This is a genomic window from Bacillus sp. HMSC036E02, assembly GCF_001836235.1.
Classification (GTDB): Bacteria; Bacillota; Bacilli; order Bacillales; family Bacillaceae_G; genus Bacillus_A; species Bacillus_A cereus.
In genome coordinates, this window is the sequence record NZ_KV827856.1 from 511,685 (window position 1) to 533,374 (window position 21,690).

Genomic DNA, 21,690 nt, shown 5'->3' on the forward strand with positions numbered 1-21,690 from the left:
TTTTCCAAGTTCTTTTTTCGCTTCTTCCCAAGCTGCAGCCGCTTTTTTAGGATTTGGTTTCAAACCGTTTTTAAACGTTTCTTGGAAATCTTTACCATCCGGTCCAGTTGCTAATCCTTTTGGCACTAAGAAGTCAGCTTCTTTTGATCCATCATTTAAAATTACATTTGCTAAATTCTTTTTATCAATTGATAACGCAATTGCTTCACGTAATTTTTTGCTCTTTAATGGCGTGTCTTGTCCATCACGTTTTTGGTTCATACGAATGAAATACGTACTTACTTGTGAATATGTGCCAAATTCATCTTTCTTGCTTCTATATTTATCAACGAACTCTCCATTTAATAAAGCAAAGTCAACTTGACCGCTATCATATAGATTGACTAAAGTCGCAGCCTCTTTAACAACACTAAAGTTAACTTCTTCCAGTTTCACAGTCTTTTTATCCCAATATTGATCATTTTTCTTTAATTGCCATCCTTGTTCATGCTTCCAATCTTTAAGAACGAACGGTCCGTTATAGACAGTTGTATCAGACTCTAAACCGAACTTCTCGCCCTTTTCTTTAACGAACTTTTCGTTTAATGGATAATATGATGGGAATGCTACTAAGTTTAAGAAGTACGGTACTGCTTGCTCTAACTCAACTTCAAGCGTAAGATCATCTACTGCTTTTACTCCTAATTCAGTTACAGGTTTTTCTCCTTTATTTACTACTTCTGCATTTTTAATCGGGAATGCGATAAATGCATACTCAGCAGCTGTTTTTGGATCTAATAGACGTTGCCAAGCGTATACGAAATCTTTCGCAGTTACTGGATCTCCATTTGACCATTTTGCATCTTTGCGTAGTTTGAACGTATATTTTTTACCATCTTCACTTTTCGTGCTAGATTCTGCTGCTGCTGGAATCGGCTTATTGTCTTTATCAAGACGATATAACCCTTCCATCGTATTACCTAGCATTTGTGAAGATACTGTATCAGTTGATTTTGAAGAGTCCATCGTCGGAATCTCTTGTGTTACTGTTCGATTTAGCACTTGTTTTGCTGCTAATTTTTCCCCTGACTTACTATCTCCACTAGAGCTAGAATTTGTGCTTGTCTTCTTATCTCCACCTGATGTAGAACATGCTGTTAATGCCATGCTCATTGCTAAAACCGGTGCTACAACTGCTGTTAGTTTTTTCATTTGTTTCTTTTTCATTTTGTACCCTCCCTAATTCTTAACGATAGCTATTAAAGAATTTTCTGATAATTCTGTTTTTCTCTATATATTTATCAGACGATTCTTACTAATTCTTATTCTACTAATTTTTTAATTTTTGTAAAGTATTATTATTAAAAATTTTTAAAAAATTATTTTTTTACAGTAATATTCATAAAAATGCCATATGTTGTTCAAACCTTATTTCGCATTCATACACATTTGTTGTTTTAATCACTTTCATCTCATTTACCACTTGAATACTTGTTAATTATTGCTAATAAATAATGCATATATCTAAAAACATCTTTTCTACAAAAATAAAAAAGCAGACATTTCGTCTGCTTTAATTCTCCTCAATTTGCTTTTCACTTAATCCTAGATGTGTTCTAAGAGTATTACTCAAACTCTGTAGATCTTTTTTATTAGGATTATAATAATATACACGTTGCCCGTTTGGGCCATTAGGTAAGTATAAATCATCACCAGCTAATTGTATTTTTTCAACTGAACCGTTTAAACCGTATTTATAAAAAGATAAAATATCATCCATTACTAAATTTGTTTTAAAATCACCATCAACCGCCTCAACTATTTTTTCTAACTTCGTAATCGATCCTACACTTTTTAATTTACTTAAAATCGCTTCAATAACAAGTTGTTGGCGTTGTCCTCTCATTGCATCACTATCAATATGGCGCGTTCTTGCTAGTGCAAGTGCTTCTTCCCCATTTAATTTTTGTAATCCTTTTTTCAAATGAATCGCATCAGGTTCATCTTTACTATTTTGCTCCGTAAATTCAACTGGGACATCCACTTCAATACCATCTAACCCATCAACAATTTTAGTAAAGGAACCAAAATTAAATTTCACAAAATAATCAACAGGCACCTGTAACAATTTTTCTACCGCTTCCACAGAAGCTTGCGGTCCTCCATCTTTACCATTTTTAACGAAACCACTTCCATATGCATGGGTTATTTTATCTTTTTTCTTTTCAACTGGAACATATGTATATGTATCACGCGGTATGCTCGTTAATTTCACTGTTTTATCGTCTTTATTAAAAGTCGCTAACAATAATGCATCTGTATGAAATGCACCATTATATTCCTTTTGTCGTTCTTGATTTTCATCAATTCCCATAATTAAAAGTGAAACATGATTTGCAATTGGCTTTACAGATTTCTCACGTAAATTGGATTTTTCGCCTCGTGCTAAATTCAAATTAGATTTTTGTACGAGACTAGAAGTTTTCATATATACATAGGCTCCATAGCCAATTCCACCAAATAGTAATACCGCCAGTAGTAAACTTACTATCGTTTTCTTTTTATATTTTTGCTTATTTTTCTCTTCTCTTAAAGATGAATGATTCCCCATTTACTCTCCTCCTGTTTCTATTCACCCAATATGTTTTTCATTTTTTCATATTTAGCGCTATCCTTTTGAAACATACTTTCTTTCAATCCCTTATCTATTTGTATCCATTCAGTCGTAACTGAATATTGAATCAAGCCTTCTTGAAAACTAAGAAATTTCAACATAATCCCTGTATTTTTCTCCACAACCATTTCGAATTTCCCTCTTAAATCTTCAGAGGTGCTAACAGGCACCTCTATGTTGATAACTCCTTCAATTTTGTAACAATCTAATCCAAGATATTTCGTTTCTTTATAATTCCAATCTTTATATCGAATTAACAAATCTGCGAATTCTGATTGAATACTATATTTAGCTAGCCCTACATATTCATCATCATATCTCTTTTTCTCATCTGATTTTCTCACTAACCTTTCCGTAGGATTTAATTTTAATAGTTCATTGTTTCTTCCTTTCGGGTTCCATTTTGTCTCTTTATAGGTATACTTCTCATCATCAAACTCTTTTTTCTTGCCCTCGTTATATATAATTGTTCGTTTTTTCGCTAGTTTATCTTCTTTCGAAGAGATACCTCTTTGTTTCTCCGTATCAATCGCATACTTATATGTTGTAGCAATTCTTGATGAGCTAGAATATTCCTCAAATTGTCCTGAAATATTTTTAAAATAATCAATAGAATCTAGCATTTTTTGATGAATCTTTTCTTTATCTGGATAATGTACATTCGATTTTATTTCTTCTTCATTTTCATAATCAGAAAACGCTTTTTTCTTTACATATTCAAATACTCCACCATTTTGCGCAAAACTTTGTATAGAAAACTCAGACATAGATACCACTGAAAGTATACAAACCGCTGCACTAATTATCATCATATGAATTTTGTAACTCTTCTTTTTTACCTTAAGATTATGTAGCGTGCCATTAATTTTTTCATTTAACTCTGGAGGTACTATAACATTTTCATCTTTTATTCTCTTTTTTAATTTCTCATCAAATAATTTTTCATTATCCATCCTTTACACCCCCTATTCCATCTTTAATCGTTTTTGTAGTTGTTCCCTCGCGCGTGACAATCTTGATTTCACTGTTCCTTTCGGTATTTCTAACAGCTTTGCTATACTCTCTTGATTCATGTCTTCATAGTAATAAAGCACCGTAACAGCTCTTAATTCTTCATGTAACGATTGAATCGCATTACACAAATCTATATCTTCATACTGATCACACGCACTCATATTGTAATCATTCTCTTCTGTCACAATTACATTTTTATACGCTCTAATAATATTGTTACACTCATTTATTAGTATTCGAATTAACCAAGTTTGAAAAAATTCTTCTTTTTTTAATTTTTTTATATTTTCATAGGCTTTTAAAATTGTTGTCTGTATCGCATCCTCTATATTTGTCTCATCACGTAACATCGCCTTTGCTATTCGATACATCTTCACTTTTTCTGTATGTATAAGCGCTATAAAGGCTTCATGATCACCTTTTTTCGCTAAAGAAACATCCGTTTCTTCTTTTATAATCATTTTATATAAAGGGATTACTTTCACAATCGCTCCTCCTGTTTCATCCTCACTTCATCACTTCCAATTTAACTTTACATATATTAGACGTATGAACCTAGAAAAAGGTTCACTTTTTTGAATATTTTTTTAATTAAAAAGATAAATATCCTTTATAAGGATGCAATAAACATACTAGTTTAAATTTACAAATAAAAAAAGCCCACTTTCTCAGTGGACTTTCTACTCTATAACGGTAAATCCCTCTTCCTAAATACTACAATCGCTACGATAAAAATACAAAGCGCTACAGCAGTTAAACTTATACTTACCGGCCATATATTATATGATCCTTCAGCAATTTCTTTCGGACGAAACAGCGTGAATAATGATAGGTTTTTCATCCATTCTAACTTATCACTTAACTTCCCTACCATATCCAATACGAAAAATAAGATAGTTAAACTCGCTGAATAACTTAGTGCTTTTCTTTCGTCATTACATATACAAGAAAAGAAAAATGAATAGGCACTAACGACTAAAAATATGAGCCCTCCGACTACATTTATCTTCAAAAATAATTCTTTATTTAAGTTATTATCCTCTAAAAACCATTCAGCACCTACTATACCCGCTACATACGTAACCGCTACAATAATCAGTAGTCCTAATATAAGAATAGCCGCTTGCGTAATTGCGATTCGTACTCTAGATACAGGCGTTGCTAGCAAGTATGCCATTGCTCCTTTATCTACATGACGAGCAATTAAATGTGTCGCAACTGTTACGCAAAAAATTGTTAAAATGATAATAAACAATAGACTATAGTATTCGCCCGCTAGAAAATCCATTACGTTTTGAATCGGACTTTCCATACCAACGATTTTTTTCACACTATCAGGCATGGCACCTATTAATTCATTTAGCCCTTTTGCTGATACCATTGACGGGAATATCCAAATTAATAACCACAGATATAAAGCTGCACCAGACGCATAACTCAAAATACTTTTTTGTGTTTCTTTCAAACTAGCTAAAAATAATTGCTTATTCATGCGTTATCCCTTCTTTCTTATCGTAATAATGCATAAATAAATGTTCTAAATCCATCGCTCTCGTTTGAAGTGCCGTTACATTGTAGTTTGAAAGTGTTTGTAAAACAGTTTGATAGTTTCCTTGTACAATGATAGATGCCTCTCTGCCTTTTACCGCTTCAAATTGCAAATTACACTTTGTAAGAGACTCAATCTCTTCTTGTGATGATACTGTTACATCTATCACCTGTCTTCTCATACTTTGTAAATCGTGAATATTTTCAACCGTTACGAGTCGACCATCTTTAATAATAGCTACTCTGTCACAAGTTCTCTCAATTTCAGTGAAAATATGCGAAGACATAAGAATTGTTTTTCCTCTTTGCTTTTCCTCTAATATTAAATCTATAAACACTTGCTGCATAAGTGGATCAAGTCCAGATGTTGGCTCATCTAAAATTAACACCTCTGGATCGTGCATAAATGCAGCGACTATCCCTACTTTTTGCTTCATTCCTTTAGACATTTTGCGAATCGGTGTTTTCACATCAAATTGCAGACGCTCTATCAGTTCATCTCGTCTTTTCGTATCCTTTAATCCACGCATTCCTTGCATTAATTTTAAAAACTCTAATCCGTTCATTCCTTCAATAAAAGAAATTTCACCCGGTAGATAACCAACTTCCCTTTGAATTTTCGCTGCTTCATTCCAACAATCTAATCCAAAAATTGTCGCTTTACCAGCTGTCGGTTTTATAAATCCCATTAAATTACGAATCGTCGTTGATTTTCCGGCACCATTCGGTCCTAAATAACCAAATACTTCTCCCTCTTTTACATCAAATGTAATATGAAACAAACCTTTTCCATTCGAAAACTGTTTTGTGACATCTTGAACTGAAATCATAATTCCACCTCATTTTTTGAAATATTTAATGTGTGATATTTCAAAATCATTGTACTCCTCATCTTTCATATTCGCAACAACTTTTTGAAATATTTATCAGTCCATATTTCAAAATTATTGTTTTCCATTATTTTTTCTTGTATATTTTAAGTGAGGTGATTGCATTGAACGGCTTTGAAAGAGTAAAAGAAAAGAAAAAGCGTGCCATTAAAGAAGCAGCATTCTTATTATTTTCAGAACGTGGATTTAATGAAGTGAAAATAGAACATATCGCAAAAGAAGCAAACGTTTCTCAAGTTACAATTTATAATCATTTCGGAAGTAAAGATGCGTTATTTAGGGAGCTTATACAAGAATTTATCATATCTGAATTTCAATATTATAAAGAGCTTGCAGAAGAAAAATTACCTTTTCATGATATGATGCAAAAAATGATTGTAAGAAAAATGAATACTGGCGGATTATTTCAACCTGATATGTTACTACAAATGATGCAAAGGGACGAAGAACTCCGTAAGTTTATTTATAGTTATCAAAATGAAAAAATCCTACCCTGGTATTTAGAAATATTAGAACGAGCTCAGCGCAAAAACGAAATTAATCCACACCTTACTAAAGAAATGATGTTACTTTACATTCAAATGTTTACAAAATTAGGTGATGATTTTGGGGCACAACTTCTTGAAGGAAATCGCGAAAAACATATACAAGATATAGTCACTATGTTCTTCTATGGTCTTTCTGTTCCACAAAAATAAAAAAGACACGAATTTCGTGTCTTTTTATTTTATAGAAATGACTCTACCTTTTTCACTGCTTTCAATCGCTAATTGAATCAGTTTAATAACATCTAAACCTTCTTTTGCTGTTACAGGTAGTTTCTCACCATTTAATATACTATCTCGCACACCTTTATAATAATTGTCATAACAACCGACTTCTGTTGGAATACGCTCTAAGTTTTCTTCTGTTTCTAAAGTAGCAAAATTCTCTTCATCGTCTACTCCATAACCGTTATCACCTGGCTTCATTCCATTTTTTAATTGCTCTTCCTGCGAATCCATACCGTACTTCACGATAGAACCTTTCTCTCCATGCACTATAAAATGCGGTCCAGCTTTTTTCACATAACTGCTACTACGTAAAATGACACGTTTAACTCCGTAATGAAGTACTATGTGGAAATAATCATCCACCTCTGCACCTGGTCGTTGTTTTATTACATCTGCACTTATCGCATCTGGTTTCCCGAATATTGATAACGCTTGGTCAATTAAATGCGATCCTAAATCGTATAATATACCGGAGCCTGGTAGATTTTTTTCTCTCCATCGATCACGTACATGTGGACGGAAACGATCAAAATTCGATTCATATGCGTATATATTCCCTACTCTGTTTTCTCCTAACAATTTCTTAATTGTTAAGAAATCATTATCAAAACGACGATTATGATATACGCTTAACATTACATTATGCTGCTCTGCTAATGAAATAAGCTTTTCCCCTTCTTCAATTGAGACAACAAATGGTTTTTCTACAACAACATGCTTACCGTTTAAAATTGCTTCTTTTACATATGGAAAATGAGTTGTATTAGGTGATGTAATAACAACTAAGTCAACATCAGCTCGCTTCACCAATTCATCAATTGTACTAACAACATTAGCATTTGGTAATGTTTCTTTTACTACCTCTTCTTTTGAGGATAATACAGCACGAATATCATATTCTTCTATCGTTTGTAATAGTGGGATATGAAATGTCGTACTAGAAAAACCAAATCCTACAATCCCTACACCTATTTTTTTCATGTTGCCCCTCCATTTGTCCCGCTTTAACAGGCAGTAAGATTCCTAACCAAAAATTCAGCGAAAGCTAAGGAATTAGGTGAGAAATCAACTGCTTGTTAAAGCCCGATTGGTTCAACTAATAATCAGTGTGGATAAAGAAAATCCCCATTGATTAAAGTTTCACTTTATGAGAACGATTTCATTGAGTTATTATAACAAGATTATTATTATTTACATAATAAATTGCCTAGAAAAAAGCATCTTGCTATTATTCATAGCAAGATGCCCTCTTTATTCTGGTCTTTTCTTCGTCCACGTTTCTACTACTTCACCAGTATCATTAACATCTAGCACTAGGCTACCATTACTATACCGGTCTTTATTTCGATACGCTTTCGGATCAATCTCTTCTACAATGTTTTTCTCTGTCTTCATGTAAACTAATTCATCGTCCCGAACAATTTCAATACCGACAATGCGGTACGGATTACGTTTTAATTCTTTGAAAATAACAAGACCTCGTTTCGCCCTCGTTGATTTTTCAATTTCTGATGCTTTTAGACGTTTTACAGCACCGCGCTGTGTTACGAGAATAAGTTGATCTTTGTCACCATTTAACGGTTTACCAGAAGCGACATAGTCATCTTCTTTTAAATTAATTGCTTTCACGCCAGCAGCTCTTACACCGACTGGACTTACTTCATCTTCATGGAAAATAAGTGCATATGCACCGTGTGTAGCAAGAACGATATCACTCGTTCCATCTGTCGCAAATATATCGACAACTTCATCATCTTTTTTCAAGTTTACAGCAACGAATGCCCTTGAATAACGCTGAACTTTATATTGATTTAATTCTGTTTTCTTTATCATACCATTTCTTGTTACAAATACGATAAATCGTTTTTCTTCCTCAAAGTTCTGTACAACCGTTGCCCAAATGATTGTTTCATCCCGGTCGAGTGAAACGATATTAGCAACGTGCTGACCTAAATCTTTCCAACGAATATCTGGCATTTCGTATACTGGCAGATATATATAGTTTCCTTTATTCGTAAATAAGAGGACTGTCTCTGTCGTATTCGTATCGAATCGTTCAAGTAAGATGTCACCCTCTTTCATACCGAAGTCTTTGCCGTTTGAGGCATTGTGTGAGCGCCATCCAGTACGTTTCACATATCCTTCTTTCGTTACAGTAACGATGACATCTTCTTGTGGGATCATAACTTCTACATCGATTTTAATTTCCTCGATTTGATCTTCAATAATCGCGCGTCGATCATCACTATATGTTTTCTTAACTCTCTTTAAATCTGTTTTAATTACTTGAAGTAATCTTTTTTCACTTTGTAAAATTGCCTGTAGCTCAATAATTTTCTTATTAAGCTCATCTGCTTCTTCTTGTAACGCCGTAATGTCTGTATTCGTTAAGCGATATAATTGCAAGGAAACAATTGCTTCTGCCTGTGCTTCTGTAAAGCCAAATTTTGCACTTAAATTATCTTTCGCGTTACGTTTATCTTTTGAAGCTCGAATTGTTTCAATTACTTGGTCTAAAATCGATAATGCTTTCTTTAAACCTTCTACAATATGTTGACGATTTTCTGCTTTTCTTAATTCATATTGCGAACGTCTCGTAATAACCTCTTTTTGATGTCCAATATAAGCATCTAAAATTTTCGGTAATGTCATAAGTGTTGGACGACGATTATTGATCGCTACCATATTAAAGTTATATGGAATTTGCAAATCTGTATTTTTATATAAATAATTTAAAATACCTTCGGCGTTTGCTTCTTTCTTTAATTCAACAACAATCCGTAAACCAGTACGATCTGTCTCATCACGCACTTCAGCAATACCATCTAACTTTTTATCTAGACGTAATTCATCCATTTTCTTCACAAGATTTGCCTTATTCACTTCGTAAGGAATTTCAGTGATTACAATTTGTTGTTTCCCACCGCGCACTGTTTCAACTTCTGCTTTTCCGCGAATAATAATTTTACCTTTACCTGTTTCATACGCCTTTTTAATACCATCAATCCCCTGAATAATACCGCCTGTTGGGAAATCTGGTCCTTTCATAACTGTTAATAAATCATCAACAGTACTATTTGGCTTATCAATACGCATCATTGTAGCATCAATAACTTCTCCAAGATGATGCGGAGGAATTTCTGTTGCATAACCAGCGGAAATCCCTGTAGATCCGTTCACTAATAAATTCGGGAACGCTGCTGGTAATACAACCGGTTCTTCACTCGTATCATCAAAGTTTGACACGAATTCAACTGTTTCTTTATCAAGATCACGTAATAATTCAGATGCGATTGGTGATAAACGAGCTTCCGTATAACGCATCGCTGCCGCTGGGTCCCCATCAACACTACCGTTATTACCATGCATTTCAACTAAAACATTACGTACTTTCCAAGTTTGGCTTAAGCGTACCATTGCTTCATATACAGAGGAATCTCCATGTGGATGATAATTACCGATAACATTACCTACTGTTTTAGCTGATTTACGAAACGCTTTATCATGTACATTACCTTCTACATACATAGAATATAAAATACGTCTTTGTACTGGCTTTAAGCCATCACGTGCATCTGGAAGTGCACGATCTTGAATAATATATTTACTATAACGTGCAAAGCGATCACCTAACACGTCTTCAAGCGGGAGGTCATGAAACTTCTCTGCTTGCATGTTATTCCACCTCCGTCTCCATAATCATTTCATTTTCTAAAATATTTCCTTCTTCTTGCATACCAAACTGTACATTACGTTCAATCCATTTACGGCGCGGTTCTACTTTATCGCCCATTAATGTTGTAACGCGACGCTCTGCTCTTGCTGCATCATCAATTTTCACGCGAATTAATGTACGCGTTTCAGGATTCATTGTTGTTTCCCATAATTGATCCGCATTCATTTCACCAAGTCCTTTATAACGTTGTAACATATAGCCTTTTCCAACTTTTTTCGTTACACCGTCTAATTCCTCATCTGACCAAGCGTATTCAATTACCTCACTCTTACCTTTTCCTTTACTTACTTTGTATAAAGGAGGAAGTGCGATAAACACTTTACCAGCTTCGATAAGTGGCTTCATATATCTGTAGAAGAACGTTAATAACAATACTTGAATATGAGCCCCATCCGTATCGGCATCGGTCATAATTACAACTTTATCGTAGTTAATATCTTCAACATCAAATTCATTTCCTACACCGCCACCAATCGCATAAATGATTGTATTAATCTCTTCATTTTTAAAGATATCAGCAAGCTTTGCTTTTTCTGTATTAATTACTTTACCACGTAACGGTAATACGGCCTGGAAACGTCGGTCTCGTCCTTGTTTCGCAGAACCACCGGCAGAGTCACCCTCTACTAGGTACAGTTCATTTTTTTGCGGGTTACGTGATTGTGCAGGTGTTAATTTCCCGCTTAACGTACCTTCTGATTTTTTCTTTTTCTTACCACTACGCGCTTCTTCTCTTGCTTTACGGGCTGCTTCACGGGCTTGTGCTGCTTTAATTGCTTTTCTCACAAGAAGTGTAGCTACATCAGGATTTTCTTCTAAAAAGTATGCTAAATGCTCAGATACAATGGCATCAATTGAAGAACGCGCTTCACTTGTACCTAGTTTCCCTTTCGTTTGCCCTTCAAACTGAAGCACTTCTTCTGGTACACGTACCGAAACGATAGCCGCTACACCTTCACGAATATCTGTGCCTTCTAAGTTTTTATCTTTTTCTTTTAATAGTGCTACTTTACGAGCATACTCGTTAAACACACGCGTCATCGCTGTTTTAAATCCAGCTTCGTGTGTTCCACCATCTTTTGTACGTACGTTATTTACAAACGATAAAATGTTTTCTGAGTAGCCATCGTTAAATTGAAATGCTAGTTCTGCTTCAATTCCATTTTGTTCACCAGTGAAATATACAACTGGATGAATGGAATCTTTTTCTTCGTTTAAATATGAAACGAAAGCTTCAATTCCCGTTTCATAATGAAATACATCCTCTAAATCATTTCGTTCATCTTTTATTGAGATTTTCATTCCTTTTAATAAGAATGCAGATTCACGTAATCTCTCACATAATGTTTCATAATTATAATTTGTTGTGCTGAAAATCGTTGTATCTGGTTTGAAATGCATCGTAGTACCAGACTCTTTCGTCTTCCCGATTTTCTCAAGCGTCGTTACAGGAACACCGCCATTTTCAAAGCGTTGTTCGTAAATATTTCCGTCACGCTTAATCGTTACGACTAACCATTCTGATAAGGCATTTACAACCGATGCCCCAACACCGTGCAAACCACCACTCGTTTTGTAACCACCTTGACCAAACTTACCACCGGCATGAAGTACAGTTAAAATAACTTCAGGTGTAGGTTTCCCAAGTTTATGCATTCCCGTAGGCATTCCTCGCCCTTTATCTATAACGCTAATACTATTATCTTTATGTATTACGACTGAAATTTCGTCGCCAAATCCCGCTAACGCTTCGTCAACGGAGTTATCTACTATTTCATATACTAAATGATGCAATCCACGGCTGTCCGTGCTCCCGATATACATACCCGGGCGTTTTCGAACGGCTTCAAGTCCTTCTAACACTTGAATCGCATCTTCATTATATTGGAACTGATGCTTCGCCAAACTCCTTGCCCCTTTCCTAATTCAAAATCAGAACATATGTTTCTATTATAGAATAACGCCTCGACTATAGTTTTGGCAAGTTATCTTATCTCTTTTATATACCATTTTCAATAGAAAAATCCTTGTTTTCTCACAAGGATTCCTCTAGGCTACTATTTCAGAAAAATAATCGTTTGTCAACGAGAAATGGATATGTATTCCAAGATTACACATTCCAAACCTTTATTATGATCCAAATGATCAAGATCCAAAATGGGATTACAAATAACAATCCCCAAAAACAGCCTTTAAAAAATCTCATGATGAACACCTCGTTCATCGGCCCTACTTATCTATAATGAGGGCTGAATCAATCTTTCTACCTTTAAATCTATACTATTTTGTCATCGCATGTTCTACTTTAATACAACGATCCATTATTACAGTATAGTCTTTTTCTTTTAAAAGTTTATATGTATCCTCATCTTGTACTCCTAATTGTGCCCAAAAAACATCTGCATCAATCTCTACGAATTCTTTTGCAACATCCATTAAAAACTCTGAGCGACGAAATACATTTACTATGTCAACGTGTTCCTTAATATCCTTTAGTGAAGAAACTGCCTTTTCTCCAAGCACCTCATCTACTGTTGGATTAACTGGAATAATGCGGTATCCAGCATCTTGCATTGCTTTTGAAACCATATACGATGTACGTTCTGGCTTATCTGATAATCCAACAACCGCAATTGTTTTGCTTTTCTTTAACACTTCACCAATTTCCGTACGAGTTGGGTTTTCAATTGTCATAATTAATCCCTCCTATTCCTTTAGTATAGCCGATAAAGAAAGTCTCTTTCAATATGAAAGAGACTTTCTTTTATTTCGATTATTGATTCTTTGTAGCTGAATTATCTGCTAAAGTAGCCGATTTCGTCATTTTTTGACCGTTACGGTAGAATGTAACTTCTACTTTCTCGCCTACTTTTTTCTTTTCATATAAATATTTACGGAATTGAAGAGCATTCTCTACTTTTTGATTATCTAATGCTATTACAATATCATATTGCTCTAAACCAGCTTTTTCAGCCGGTGATATTGGGTAAATTTTACCTAATACAACACCATTAGTTACTTCTTTCGGTACTTTCAATTGATTGACTGCATAAGCTTGCACGTCTTCTAATGAAACGACACCTACTCCAAGGGCTGGACGTTTCACTACTCCGTCTTTTTCAAGTGATTCAATAACTGGCTTTGCGATATTAATTGGAATAGCAAAACCAATTCCTTCAACTTCTTGTTGTGCAATTTTACTTGAGTTAATCCCAATTATTTCACCATTTTGGTTAAATAATGCACCACCACTGTTACCAGGGTTAATCGCTGCATCTGTTTGAATAACTTGTGCTTGCCAATCTGGTCGTTTATCGCCATCAATATCAACTGGAATTTCACGTTCTTTACTACTAATTATACCTTCCGTTACACTTCCATCAAACCCTAGTGGGTTACCGATTGCAATGGCTTTTTCACCCGCACGGATTTTACTAGAATCACCTAAAGTTGCAACTTTATTTACATTAGATCCATCAATTTCAACAACCGCTAAGTCTAACCAAGGGTCCTTACCAACTAATTTCGCATCAACTTGCTTTCCGTCGCTCAGCTTCACAGCAAGTTTATTTGCTCCATCCACTACATGGTTGTTTGTTACGATATATGCTTTATTCCCTGCTTTTTTATAAATAACACCTGATCCTGAACCAGCTTGTTGTTCTTGACCTGTCGGTTGCATTGCAAATGGATCAACACTTTGTTGCATATTAATAACACCTACAACAACATCTTTCGCCCCTTCAATCATACCAGGTAAATCAGTTTCATTTTTCGCTTTATTTACAACAGGAACTACAGTACCTTCTACTTTTGAATCCGAACTAAATGATGATACTGGCGCTCCATTATTTTGAGCCCATGGCATATATGGTGCTGCAAAACTAATCGAAACCGCTCCGACTACAGCCCCCACTAAACCTGTGAAGAAATAGCCTTTTTTACTACCTGATTTTCTCACTTCTCTCGTTTCACTATGCTCTTCATTTAAATTTGGTCCGTCGTAATATCCCATGTTTTATTTCCCCTCTCTGGTGAATTCGTATTTTCAGTATAGTCACGTTTTGTGTCCTTCTTGTGAACTCATCGTGAAATCTAATTAAAAAAATACTCCTATCTAACATTGTAGACAAAAAAAGTATTTTTTGTACATTCTACCTTCAAAAGAGAGTATAAAATCGCCATTTCCCTAGGCTAAATTACACAAATCGTTCTAGATTATTCTTCAAATTTATAACCAACTCGAATAACAGTACCGATATGCTTCGCTTTATCTCCTAGCTTATTTCGAAGTTTTTTAATATGGGTATCAACCGTTCTGTCATCACCGTAATAGTCATATCCCCATAACTGATCTAATAAATGTTGACGTGATAACACGATTCCTTTGTTCTCCATTAAATACACAAGAAGTTCAAATTCTTTATGTGTCAATATAATTTCTTCTCCATCTACTAAAACAGTTCTAGATAGACGATTTACTTCTATTCCAGCTAAAGACATAGCATTTTCTTCCGCTACTCCTACCGCACCATCCGCACGTTTCAATAACGTCTTTGCGCGAGCTACTAATACTTTCGGGCTAAATGGTTTCGTTACATACTCGTCTGCACCTAATTCGAAACCTAGCAATGTATCATCCTCATCCGAACGTGCTGTCAACATAATAATTGGTACTGCTGATTCTTTTCTAATTCTTCTACAAACAGACCATCCATCTATTTCCGGTAACATAATATCTAACATAATTAAATCAATTTCATGCTCTGCAAATAACTCTAACGCTTTTTTTCCATCTTCTGCTTCGATTACTTCAAAGCCTTCATTACGAAAATAATCACTAACAATTTCACGTAATCTTCTTTCATCTTCAACAAGCAATACTGTTTTGTTCATATAATCTATCCCGCCTTTTTACTCTTTCAATCGAATAATACGTTGATTGGAGCTTCCGCGAAATGGAAGTGTTAAATCTTTTTTCTCAATTTCAAACCTTCCATCGACTAAAACATCCCCATAATGTAACAACTCTATCATATCATTATTTTGAGAACTCTGTATCTCTTCTAACGTATAACCTGTATACATCCATAGGTTTTTTTTCAAATCTTTCACGATTTTTGCTACCTTTTTCACTTCAGCAGCTTGAAAAAATGGATCTCCACCTGAAAATGTTACATCAGTTAATGGATTACTTGCAATCTCTTTCACAATTTCTTCTACTGTCATTTCCGTTCCATTGCAAATATTCCACGATTTCGGATTATGGCAACCAACGCAACGATGCGGACAGCCCGCAAAAAACACGACTGTCCGCAATCCTTCTCCATCTACTACACTATCATGAATAATATTCATCACTTTCATTTATGTTTCACCCGATCTATCTCTTCACTACGTTTCGCACTATTCCACTTCGACATATCTCCTACAAGATAGCCTGTTATACGGCGAATTCTTTCTATATTAGCCTCATCTTTATTCCCGCAACTTGGACATTCATTCCCAATAACCCCGTGATAACTACAGCACTTACAACGGTCAACAGGATGATTAATTGAACCGTATCCAATGCCATGTTCTGCCATGGCTTGTACAATTTGTTTTAATGCCTTTTTGTTATGCATTGCTGCTCCATCTAGTTCAATATAAGTAATGTGTCCTCCATTACAGAGAGCATGGAACGGGCCTTCTAAACGGATTTTATTTATCGCTTGAATGTTATAATAAACTGGAATATGGAATGAATTCGTATAGTAATTATGGTTCGTTATACCGCTAATCACGCCAAATTCTTCTCTATCTTTTTTCACAAACTTTCCTGATAATCCTTCTGCTGGAGTTGCAATTACTGAGAAATTCAGTTGATGTTCTTCTGTCGCTTTATCCATTCTATCTCTCATAAAGGAAATAATTTCATACCCAAGTTTCCATGATTCTCCATCTTCCCCATGATGCTTTCCTGTTAAAGCTACTAAACATTCCGCAAGACCGATAAAACCAATACTTAACGTCCCTTGTTTTAAAATCGAGGCTACGGAGTCTTCAGGCTGCAACGTTTCTCCACCACGCCATACACCTTGTGAATATAAAAACTGAAAATCTCTTGCTCGCTTCGTACATTGATACGCATATCTTTCTAATAGCTGCTTAATTCCTAAATCTAAATAATAGTTTAGCGCTTCAAAAAACGCTTCTTTTGAACCACTAATTAACGCTAATTTCACTAAATTAATAGACGTAAATGATAAATTCCCTCTACCAATCGCTGTTTCTTCTCCATGTATATTAGACATAACACGGGTACGACATCCCATGTAACATACTTCACTTTCCGGTCTTCCATCATAATGCACTGCATTAAACGGAGCATCTAAAAATGAAAAGTTAGGGAATAATCGCTCTGCCGTTGTCTCTAATGCTAATTCAAATAAATCGTAGTTCGGATCACTTTCTTCAAAATTCACACCTTTTTTCATCTTGAAAATTTGAATCGGAAAAATCGGTGTCTCTCCTTTACCAAGTCCAGCTTGTGTCGCTTTTAAAAGTTGTTTAATTAACATTCTTCCTTCTTTTGATGTATCGGTTCCATAATTAATAGAAATAAACGGTACTTGTCCTCCGCCCCTACTATGCATACTATTCGAATTATGAACGAAAGCCTCACACGCTTGATACGTATCATTTTCCGTTTCTTTCCATGCAAATTCTTCTATTTGTTCTTTCGTAAGCGGATATGATTGTAATCGTTTTTTATGTCTCTCAATTGTTTTTCGTACATAAGGTGCTAAATCAATATCAAAGAGTGCAAACGATTGACCACCATGCTGCATATTTTGATTCGCTTGAAAAATAATAGACGAAAGAGCCAATGCACTTTTAATGTCTTGCGGTTGTCTCATATGTCCATGTCCAGTATGAAAACCGTTAGCAAGCATTTGTGCTAACGGAATTTGTGAACAAGTCGTCGTTCCTGTCGCATAAAAATCTAAATCATGTGGATATAATATATTTTCATTTATCGCTTTTTTCACTTGATCTGACAATAAATTCTCAACAGCATAATATTTTGCACTCTCAGATGCGAACGTTCCCATTACGCCCATTGGAGAGCGGCCGTCTACATTTGCATTTTCTTGCATTAAATCTTGTTCATTGCCGTGGACTATTGTCTCGAACACTTTCATTAATTCTTCTTCTCCACGTGTATTATTTTGTAACATTTATAACCCTCCACCAATATGTTGTTATCTTTTGATTAAAATGTTACTACATATAGTCTTACTGTTTCTGTGAGAAATGTAACATTACTGTGAAATTTTTTTCACGAAATAATGAATTTTTCATTTACAAAAAAGAAATGTGCTCTTTACAAATGTATGGTACAATATACGGGAAAAACTCTTTTTACCCTTTATCAACACATTTGAATAAAGGAGACTGAACTTATGGTTACTACATATCTTTTATTTATCGTTGCCTACTTACTTGGCTCGATTCCATTTGCACTAGTTGTTGGAAAAATCGGCTACGGAATCGATATTCGTGAGCACGGAAGCGGTAATCTAGGCGGAACAAACACATTCCGCACATTAGGGAAAAAAGCAGGTTTTACCGTTACAATTGCTGACATTTTAAAAGGGACATTAGCAACAAGTCTACCAATGATTTTCGGATTAGATATTCATCCACTATGGTTCGGGTTAGCGGCTGTTCTTGGACATGTCTATCCAATCTTCGCGAAATTCCGCGGTGGTAAAGCAGTTGCAACTTCTGCTGGGGTGCTATTATGCTATTCACCAGTTGTTTTTGCAATATTGGCTGTTGTATTTTTCACCCTTTTATTTACAACAAGATACGTATCACTTTCTTCTATGGTAACAGCAGTTGTTGCTGTTATTGCATCCATTGTTAGCGGGGATAAAATCTTCATTATTGCGATGTGTTTATTAGCAGGTATGGTTATTTATAAACACCGTGCAAATATCGGACGAATTATAAATAAAACTGAACCAAAAGCAAACTTTTCAAAAAAGCAAAAATAAGATCGTAACCCACATAACGCAAAAAGAAAACGTGAAGCATATTAATAGCGTCTTTTTGCGTTATTTTTTATACTAAAGAAAAAGCAACATAATTTGGAGGAACTATACATGAATCTTTCCGTAACAAAAGAAGCAGCACAATGGTATAAAAATGAATTAAACTTACAATCAAATGAAACACTACGCTTTTTCGTACAATACGGTGGTTGCAGTACTGTGCAAAAAGGACTTTCTTTAGGGATTCGTAAAGATGATCCTGCACATCCTGCTGTTCAAATTCAAGAAGAAGGTATTAACTTCTTTATTGAAGGCGATGATGAATGGTTCTTCGATGGACATAATTTATCTGTTACACTTAACGAAGGTGACGACTTCCCACAATTTAATTATGAAAAATAAAAAAACGTGGCTTCTGCCACGCTTTTTTATTTTTTCTTAATTTCCTCATATTTCGCATACCACTCAGGATATAACTTTTTAAATGATACAGGGCGGAACCCTTCTTTTTTCGCACAAATATTCGTCGTACTTGCAGTAATACAAAGTTCACCATCACCATTATATATTTCATATCCATATACAACGCGAAGTGGGCTCACAGTATCTACCCATGTTTTTACGATTGCTTTTTCTCCGTAACGCATCGCTTTACGGTATGAAATTTGTAAATCTAACACAGGAGAAATAATTCCTTCTTTCTCCATTTCAACATATGAAAAACCTAAATCTTGTATAAGTTTCGTGCGACCTAACTCAAGCCACACTAAGTAGTTTGAATGGTAAACAACACCCATTTGATCTGTTTCCGCATAACGGATTTCAACTTCATGTTCTGCTACAAACATATGTATATTCGCCTTCTTTCACTTCTGCTACCTTGCATACATTTAATCATAATACAGTGACATCAAAAATAAAATAAAAATAGTGAATCTTTTCCCGAAAGGAGCAAGCATATGATTCAAATTGTAACGGTTCGTAGCGGTGATAGCGTATATAGCTTGGCATCAAAATATGGATCAACACCTGACGAAATAGTAAAAGACAATGGACTAAATCCCGCTGAAACGCTCGTTGTTGGTCAGGCACTTATCGTTAATACGAAAGGAAATAATTATTATGTACAGCCTGGTGACAGCCTCTATCGGATTTCTCAAACATATAATGTCCCCCTCGCTAGTTTAGCTAAAGTTAATAATTTATCTTTAAAATCTATTCTCCATGTCGGACAACAATTATATGTACCAAAAGGCACAAAACGAGCTGTAGAATCCATCGCTTATTTACAACCTTCCACTATACCGATTAAAGAGAGTTTAGTTAATGCTACACGTGCCATCAATCCATTTTTAACATATTTAGCTTATTTTAGTTTTGAGGCAAAAAGAGATGGCACATTAAAAGAACCTACTGAAACAGCTAAAATTGCTAATATTGCAACGCAAGGACAAACAATCCCTATGCTCGTTATTACAAATATTGAAAATGGTAATTTCAGTGCCGATCTAACATCGGTTATTTTACGCGATGCAACGATTCAAAACAAATTTATTACTAACATTTTGCAAACAGCTGAAAAATATGGCATGCGAGACATTCATTTCGATTTCGAGAGTGTAGCACCCGAAGACCGCGAGGCGTATAATCGCTTTTTACGAAATGTAAAAACACGCTTACCTAGCGGGTACACATTAAGCACAACTCTCGTACCGAAAACAAGTTCAAATCAAAAGGGAAAATTTTTCGAAGCCCATGATTATAAAGCGCAAGGGCAAATTGTTGATTTCGTCGTCATTATGACATATGACTGGGGTTGGCAGGGCGGGCCACCAATGGCAATCTCTCCTATCGGTCCTGTAAAAGAAGTACTTCAATACGCAAAATCTCAAATGCCTCCCCAAAAAATTATGATGGGGCAAAACTTATACGGATTCGATTGGAAACTTCCGTTCAAACAAGGGAATCCACCAGCAAAAGCAGTTAGCTCTGTCGCAGCTGTTGCACTTGCTCGTAAATATAATGTTCCTATCCGCTATGATTTCACAGCTCAAGCTCCACATTTTAATTACTTTGACGAAAATGGCGTACAACATGAAGTTTGGTTTGAAGATGCGAGGTCTATTCAAAGTAAATTCAATTTAATGAAAGAGCAGGGCATTGGCGGTATTAGTTATTGGAAGATTGGCTTGCCATTTCCACAAAATTGGCGTTTACTTGTTGAAAACTTTACGATTACGAAAAAGGGCTGACAAAAGTCAGCCCTTTTTGTACATTTTGTTAAGATTCATCTTTGATTTCACTTTTTAATGAGTCAATACTTTCTAAACGTCTTTGATTTTTTGCTTCAATAGCAGCACGATCTTTTTCATTAGAAAGTTCCGCTGTTTCTTTTGCTTCATTAAAGTTATCAACTGTATTTTGCACCATTTCTTGTAACTTTTCAGCGTTGTCACTTCGATTATCTGGATTTGGCATGTACTTCCCTCCTAATATTGTATATACACACCATCTTAAATTACCTATCTTTCCTCAAATTTATACATAAAAAAGGAGAATGTAATATTCTCCTTTTCTTTAACCATTATCAACAATCGGTTGTTTACCTGTTTGATCTTGCATTTGCTTTCCTTTATTTCCACCAGCTTTTTTTGATTGTGTTCCAATATGATTCGGTGCAAAGTCTTTTGAATTTTTTTTCGGATTACCCATTACTATCGCCTCCTTAACACTAGTATCGTACTAGTGTTAAGAATTATTCAGCTTGCTTAAAAAGTTTCATTTCATAACGTTTTTCAATGCGCTCTTCAATGCGATCAATTGCCTCACGATCGCTTAATAATTGTTGTTTATTTTCATTTACAAGTTCTTCAAACGATTTACGGCGACTTCTTCTCATGTTGTTCACCCTCTCTCCTTCGCTTTCTTATTACATAGTATGAGCAAACAAAAAACTCTTTAATCAGATTTGCAAGAAAATTTTATGTTTTAGTACTCCTAAAAAACTCCGTGTACAATATATTGCACACGGAGT

General features: G+C 35.0%; 22 protein-coding genes. 4 read left to right on the forward strand and 18 right to left on the reverse strand.

Annotation, left to right across the window (positions count from 1 at the left end):
- The 6 genes from HMPREF2590_RS20530 to HMPREF2590_RS20555 all read right to left on the reverse strand — a co-directional run.
- Positions 1-1,206: peptide ABC transporter substrate-binding protein (locus HMPREF2590_RS20530; RefSeq protein ID WP_070861505.1), on the reverse strand; the 1,206-nt coding region annotated here is incomplete at its 3' end.
- A 346-nt stretch (positions 1,207-1,552) separates the two neighbouring features.
- A complete protein-coding gene (locus tag HMPREF2590_RS20535) occupies positions 1,553-2,590 on the reverse strand; it encodes an LCP family protein (RefSeq protein ID WP_000526734.1) in 1,038 nt (345 codons plus the stop codon).
- A 17-nt stretch (positions 2,591-2,607) separates the two neighbouring features.
- The gene (locus tag HMPREF2590_RS20540; protein ID WP_000368244.1) at positions 2,608-3,606 is read right to left on the reverse strand and encodes a hypothetical protein; all 999 of its coding nucleotides are present in this window, start codon (positions 3,604-3,606) and stop codon (positions 2,608-2,610) included.
- Between the two features lie 12 nt (positions 3,607-3,618).
- Positions 3,619-4,152, reverse strand: coding sequence for an RNA polymerase sigma factor (locus HMPREF2590_RS20545; RefSeq protein WP_000864723.1), 534 nt, complete (start codon positions 4,150-4,152; stop codon positions 3,619-3,621).
- Positions 4,153-4,352: 200 nt separating this feature from the next.
- A complete protein-coding gene (locus HMPREF2590_RS20550) occupies positions 4,353-5,159 on the reverse strand; it encodes an ABC transporter permease subunit (protein ID WP_001041436.1) in 807 nt (268 codons plus the stop codon).
- Positions 5,152-6,045, reverse strand: coding sequence for an ABC transporter ATP-binding protein (locus HMPREF2590_RS20555; RefSeq protein WP_000626568.1), 894 nt, complete (start codon positions 6,043-6,045; stop codon positions 5,152-5,154). The genes HMPREF2590_RS20550 and HMPREF2590_RS20555 overlap by 8 nt, the downstream gene beginning before the upstream one ends.
- Before the next feature lie 155 nt (positions 6,046-6,200).
- Between HMPREF2590_RS20555 and HMPREF2590_RS20560 the strand changes: the two genes are divergently transcribed.
- The gene (locus HMPREF2590_RS20560; protein WP_141520204.1) at positions 6,201-6,803 is read left to right on the forward strand and encodes a TetR/AcrR family transcriptional regulator; all 603 of its coding nucleotides are present in this window, start codon (positions 6,201-6,203) and stop codon (positions 6,801-6,803) included.
- Positions 6,804-6,827: 24 nt separating this feature from the next.
- On the opposite strand, the gene HMPREF2590_RS20565 is transcribed toward HMPREF2590_RS20560, so the two are convergent.
- The 8 genes from HMPREF2590_RS20565 to HMPREF2590_RS20605 all read right to left on the reverse strand — a co-directional run bounded on the left by HMPREF2590_RS20565 (position 6,828) and on the right by HMPREF2590_RS20605 (position 17,837).
- Positions 6,828-7,859 (reverse strand): oxidoreductase, encoded by a 1,032-nt coding sequence (locus HMPREF2590_RS20565; RefSeq protein ID WP_000719772.1) that lies wholly within the window; start codon positions 7,857-7,859, stop codon positions 6,828-6,830.
- A 270-nt stretch (positions 7,860-8,129) separates the two neighbouring features.
- Positions 8,130-10,553: a DNA topoisomerase IV subunit A gene (gene parC / locus HMPREF2590_RS20570; RefSeq protein WP_001147465.1), complete on the reverse strand. Its 2,424-nt coding sequence runs from the start codon at positions 10,551-10,553 to the stop codon at positions 8,130-8,132.
- 1 nt (position 10,554) lies between these two features.
- The gene (parE, locus tag HMPREF2590_RS20575) at positions 10,555-12,519 is read right to left on the reverse strand and encodes a DNA topoisomerase IV subunit B (RefSeq protein WP_001062202.1); all 1,965 of its coding nucleotides are present in this window, start codon (positions 12,517-12,519) and stop codon (positions 10,555-10,557) included.
- Positions 12,520-12,894: 375 nt separating this feature from the next.
- Positions 12,895-13,308, reverse strand: a complete 414-nt coding sequence (locus tag HMPREF2590_RS20585) for a CoA-binding protein (RefSeq protein WP_000151390.1) — start codon at positions 13,306-13,308, stop codon at positions 12,895-12,897.
- A gap of 79 nt (positions 13,309-13,387) precedes the next feature.
- Complete coding sequence (locus tag HMPREF2590_RS20590) at positions 13,388-14,629, reverse strand: S1C family serine protease (protein ID WP_050822049.1); 1,242 nt, start codon at positions 14,627-14,629, stop codon at positions 13,388-13,390.
- A gap of 203 nt (positions 14,630-14,832) precedes the next feature.
- Positions 14,833-15,510, reverse strand: a complete 678-nt coding sequence (locus HMPREF2590_RS20595) for a response regulator transcription factor (RefSeq protein WP_001044679.1) — start codon at positions 15,508-15,510, stop codon at positions 14,833-14,835.
- Between the two features lie 18 nt (positions 15,511-15,528).
- Positions 15,529-15,981: an anaerobic ribonucleoside-triphosphate reductase activating protein gene (nrdG, locus tag HMPREF2590_RS20600; RefSeq protein WP_000867078.1), complete on the reverse strand. Its 453-nt coding sequence runs from the start codon at positions 15,979-15,981 to the stop codon at positions 15,529-15,531.
- Positions 15,978-17,837 carry an anaerobic ribonucleoside triphosphate reductase gene (locus tag HMPREF2590_RS20605; RefSeq protein WP_030027129.1) on the reverse strand — a complete coding sequence of 620 codons (1,860 nt, stop codon included), beginning with the start codon at positions 17,835-17,837 and terminating at the stop codon, positions 15,978-15,980. Before HMPREF2590_RS20605 ends, nrdG begins: the two co-directional genes overlap by 4 nt.
- Before the next feature lie 225 nt (positions 17,838-18,062).
- Here HMPREF2590_RS20605 and plsY point away from each other — a divergent pair, with 225 nt between their 5' ends.
- Together plsY and HMPREF2590_RS20615 are read left to right on the forward strand one after the other, a co-directional pair.
- Positions 18,063-18,659 (forward strand): glycerol-3-phosphate 1-O-acyltransferase PlsY, encoded by a 597-nt coding sequence (gene plsY / locus HMPREF2590_RS20610; RefSeq protein ID WP_000258974.1) that lies wholly within the window; start codon positions 18,063-18,065, stop codon positions 18,657-18,659.
- Between the two features lie 108 nt (positions 18,660-18,767).
- On the forward strand, positions 18,768-19,058 hold the full coding sequence (locus tag HMPREF2590_RS20615; RefSeq protein ID WP_001054453.1) for a HesB/YadR/YfhF family protein: 291 nt from the start codon (positions 18,768-18,770) through the stop codon (positions 19,056-19,058).
- A 26-nt stretch (positions 19,059-19,084) separates the two neighbouring features.
- On the opposite strand, the gene HMPREF2590_RS20620 is transcribed toward HMPREF2590_RS20615, so the two are convergent.
- Positions 19,085-19,504: an acyl-CoA thioesterase gene (locus HMPREF2590_RS20620; RefSeq protein ID WP_000495812.1), complete on the reverse strand. Its 420-nt coding sequence runs from the start codon at positions 19,502-19,504 to the stop codon at positions 19,085-19,087.
- A 111-nt stretch (positions 19,505-19,615) separates the two neighbouring features.
- On the opposite strand from HMPREF2590_RS20620, the gene HMPREF2590_RS20625 reads away from it, so the two are divergent.
- Complete coding sequence (locus HMPREF2590_RS20625; RefSeq protein WP_000614862.1) at positions 19,616-20,908, forward strand: glycoside hydrolase family 18 protein; 1,293 nt, start codon at positions 19,616-19,618, stop codon at positions 20,906-20,908.
- A gap of 28 nt (positions 20,909-20,936) precedes the next feature.
- Here HMPREF2590_RS20625 and tlp read toward each other — a convergent pair whose 3' ends face one another.
- The 3 genes from tlp to HMPREF2590_RS20640 form a co-directional block, all read right to left on the reverse strand.
- Entirely contained in the window at positions 20,937-21,134 is a 198-nt protein-coding gene (gene tlp, locus HMPREF2590_RS20630) for a small acid-soluble spore protein Tlp (RefSeq protein WP_001133511.1), read from the reverse strand.
- Positions 21,135-21,233: 99 nt separating this feature from the next.
- Positions 21,234-21,368 (reverse strand): acid-soluble spore protein SspN, encoded by a 135-nt coding sequence (sspN, locus tag HMPREF2590_RS20635; protein WP_000527987.1) that lies wholly within the window; start codon positions 21,366-21,368, stop codon positions 21,234-21,236.
- A gap of 43 nt (positions 21,369-21,411) precedes the next feature.
- Complete coding sequence (locus tag HMPREF2590_RS20640) at positions 21,412-21,555, reverse strand: FbpB family small basic protein (protein WP_001254703.1); 144 nt, start codon at positions 21,553-21,555, stop codon at positions 21,412-21,414.
- Positions 21,556-21,690: the final 135 nt, after the last annotated feature.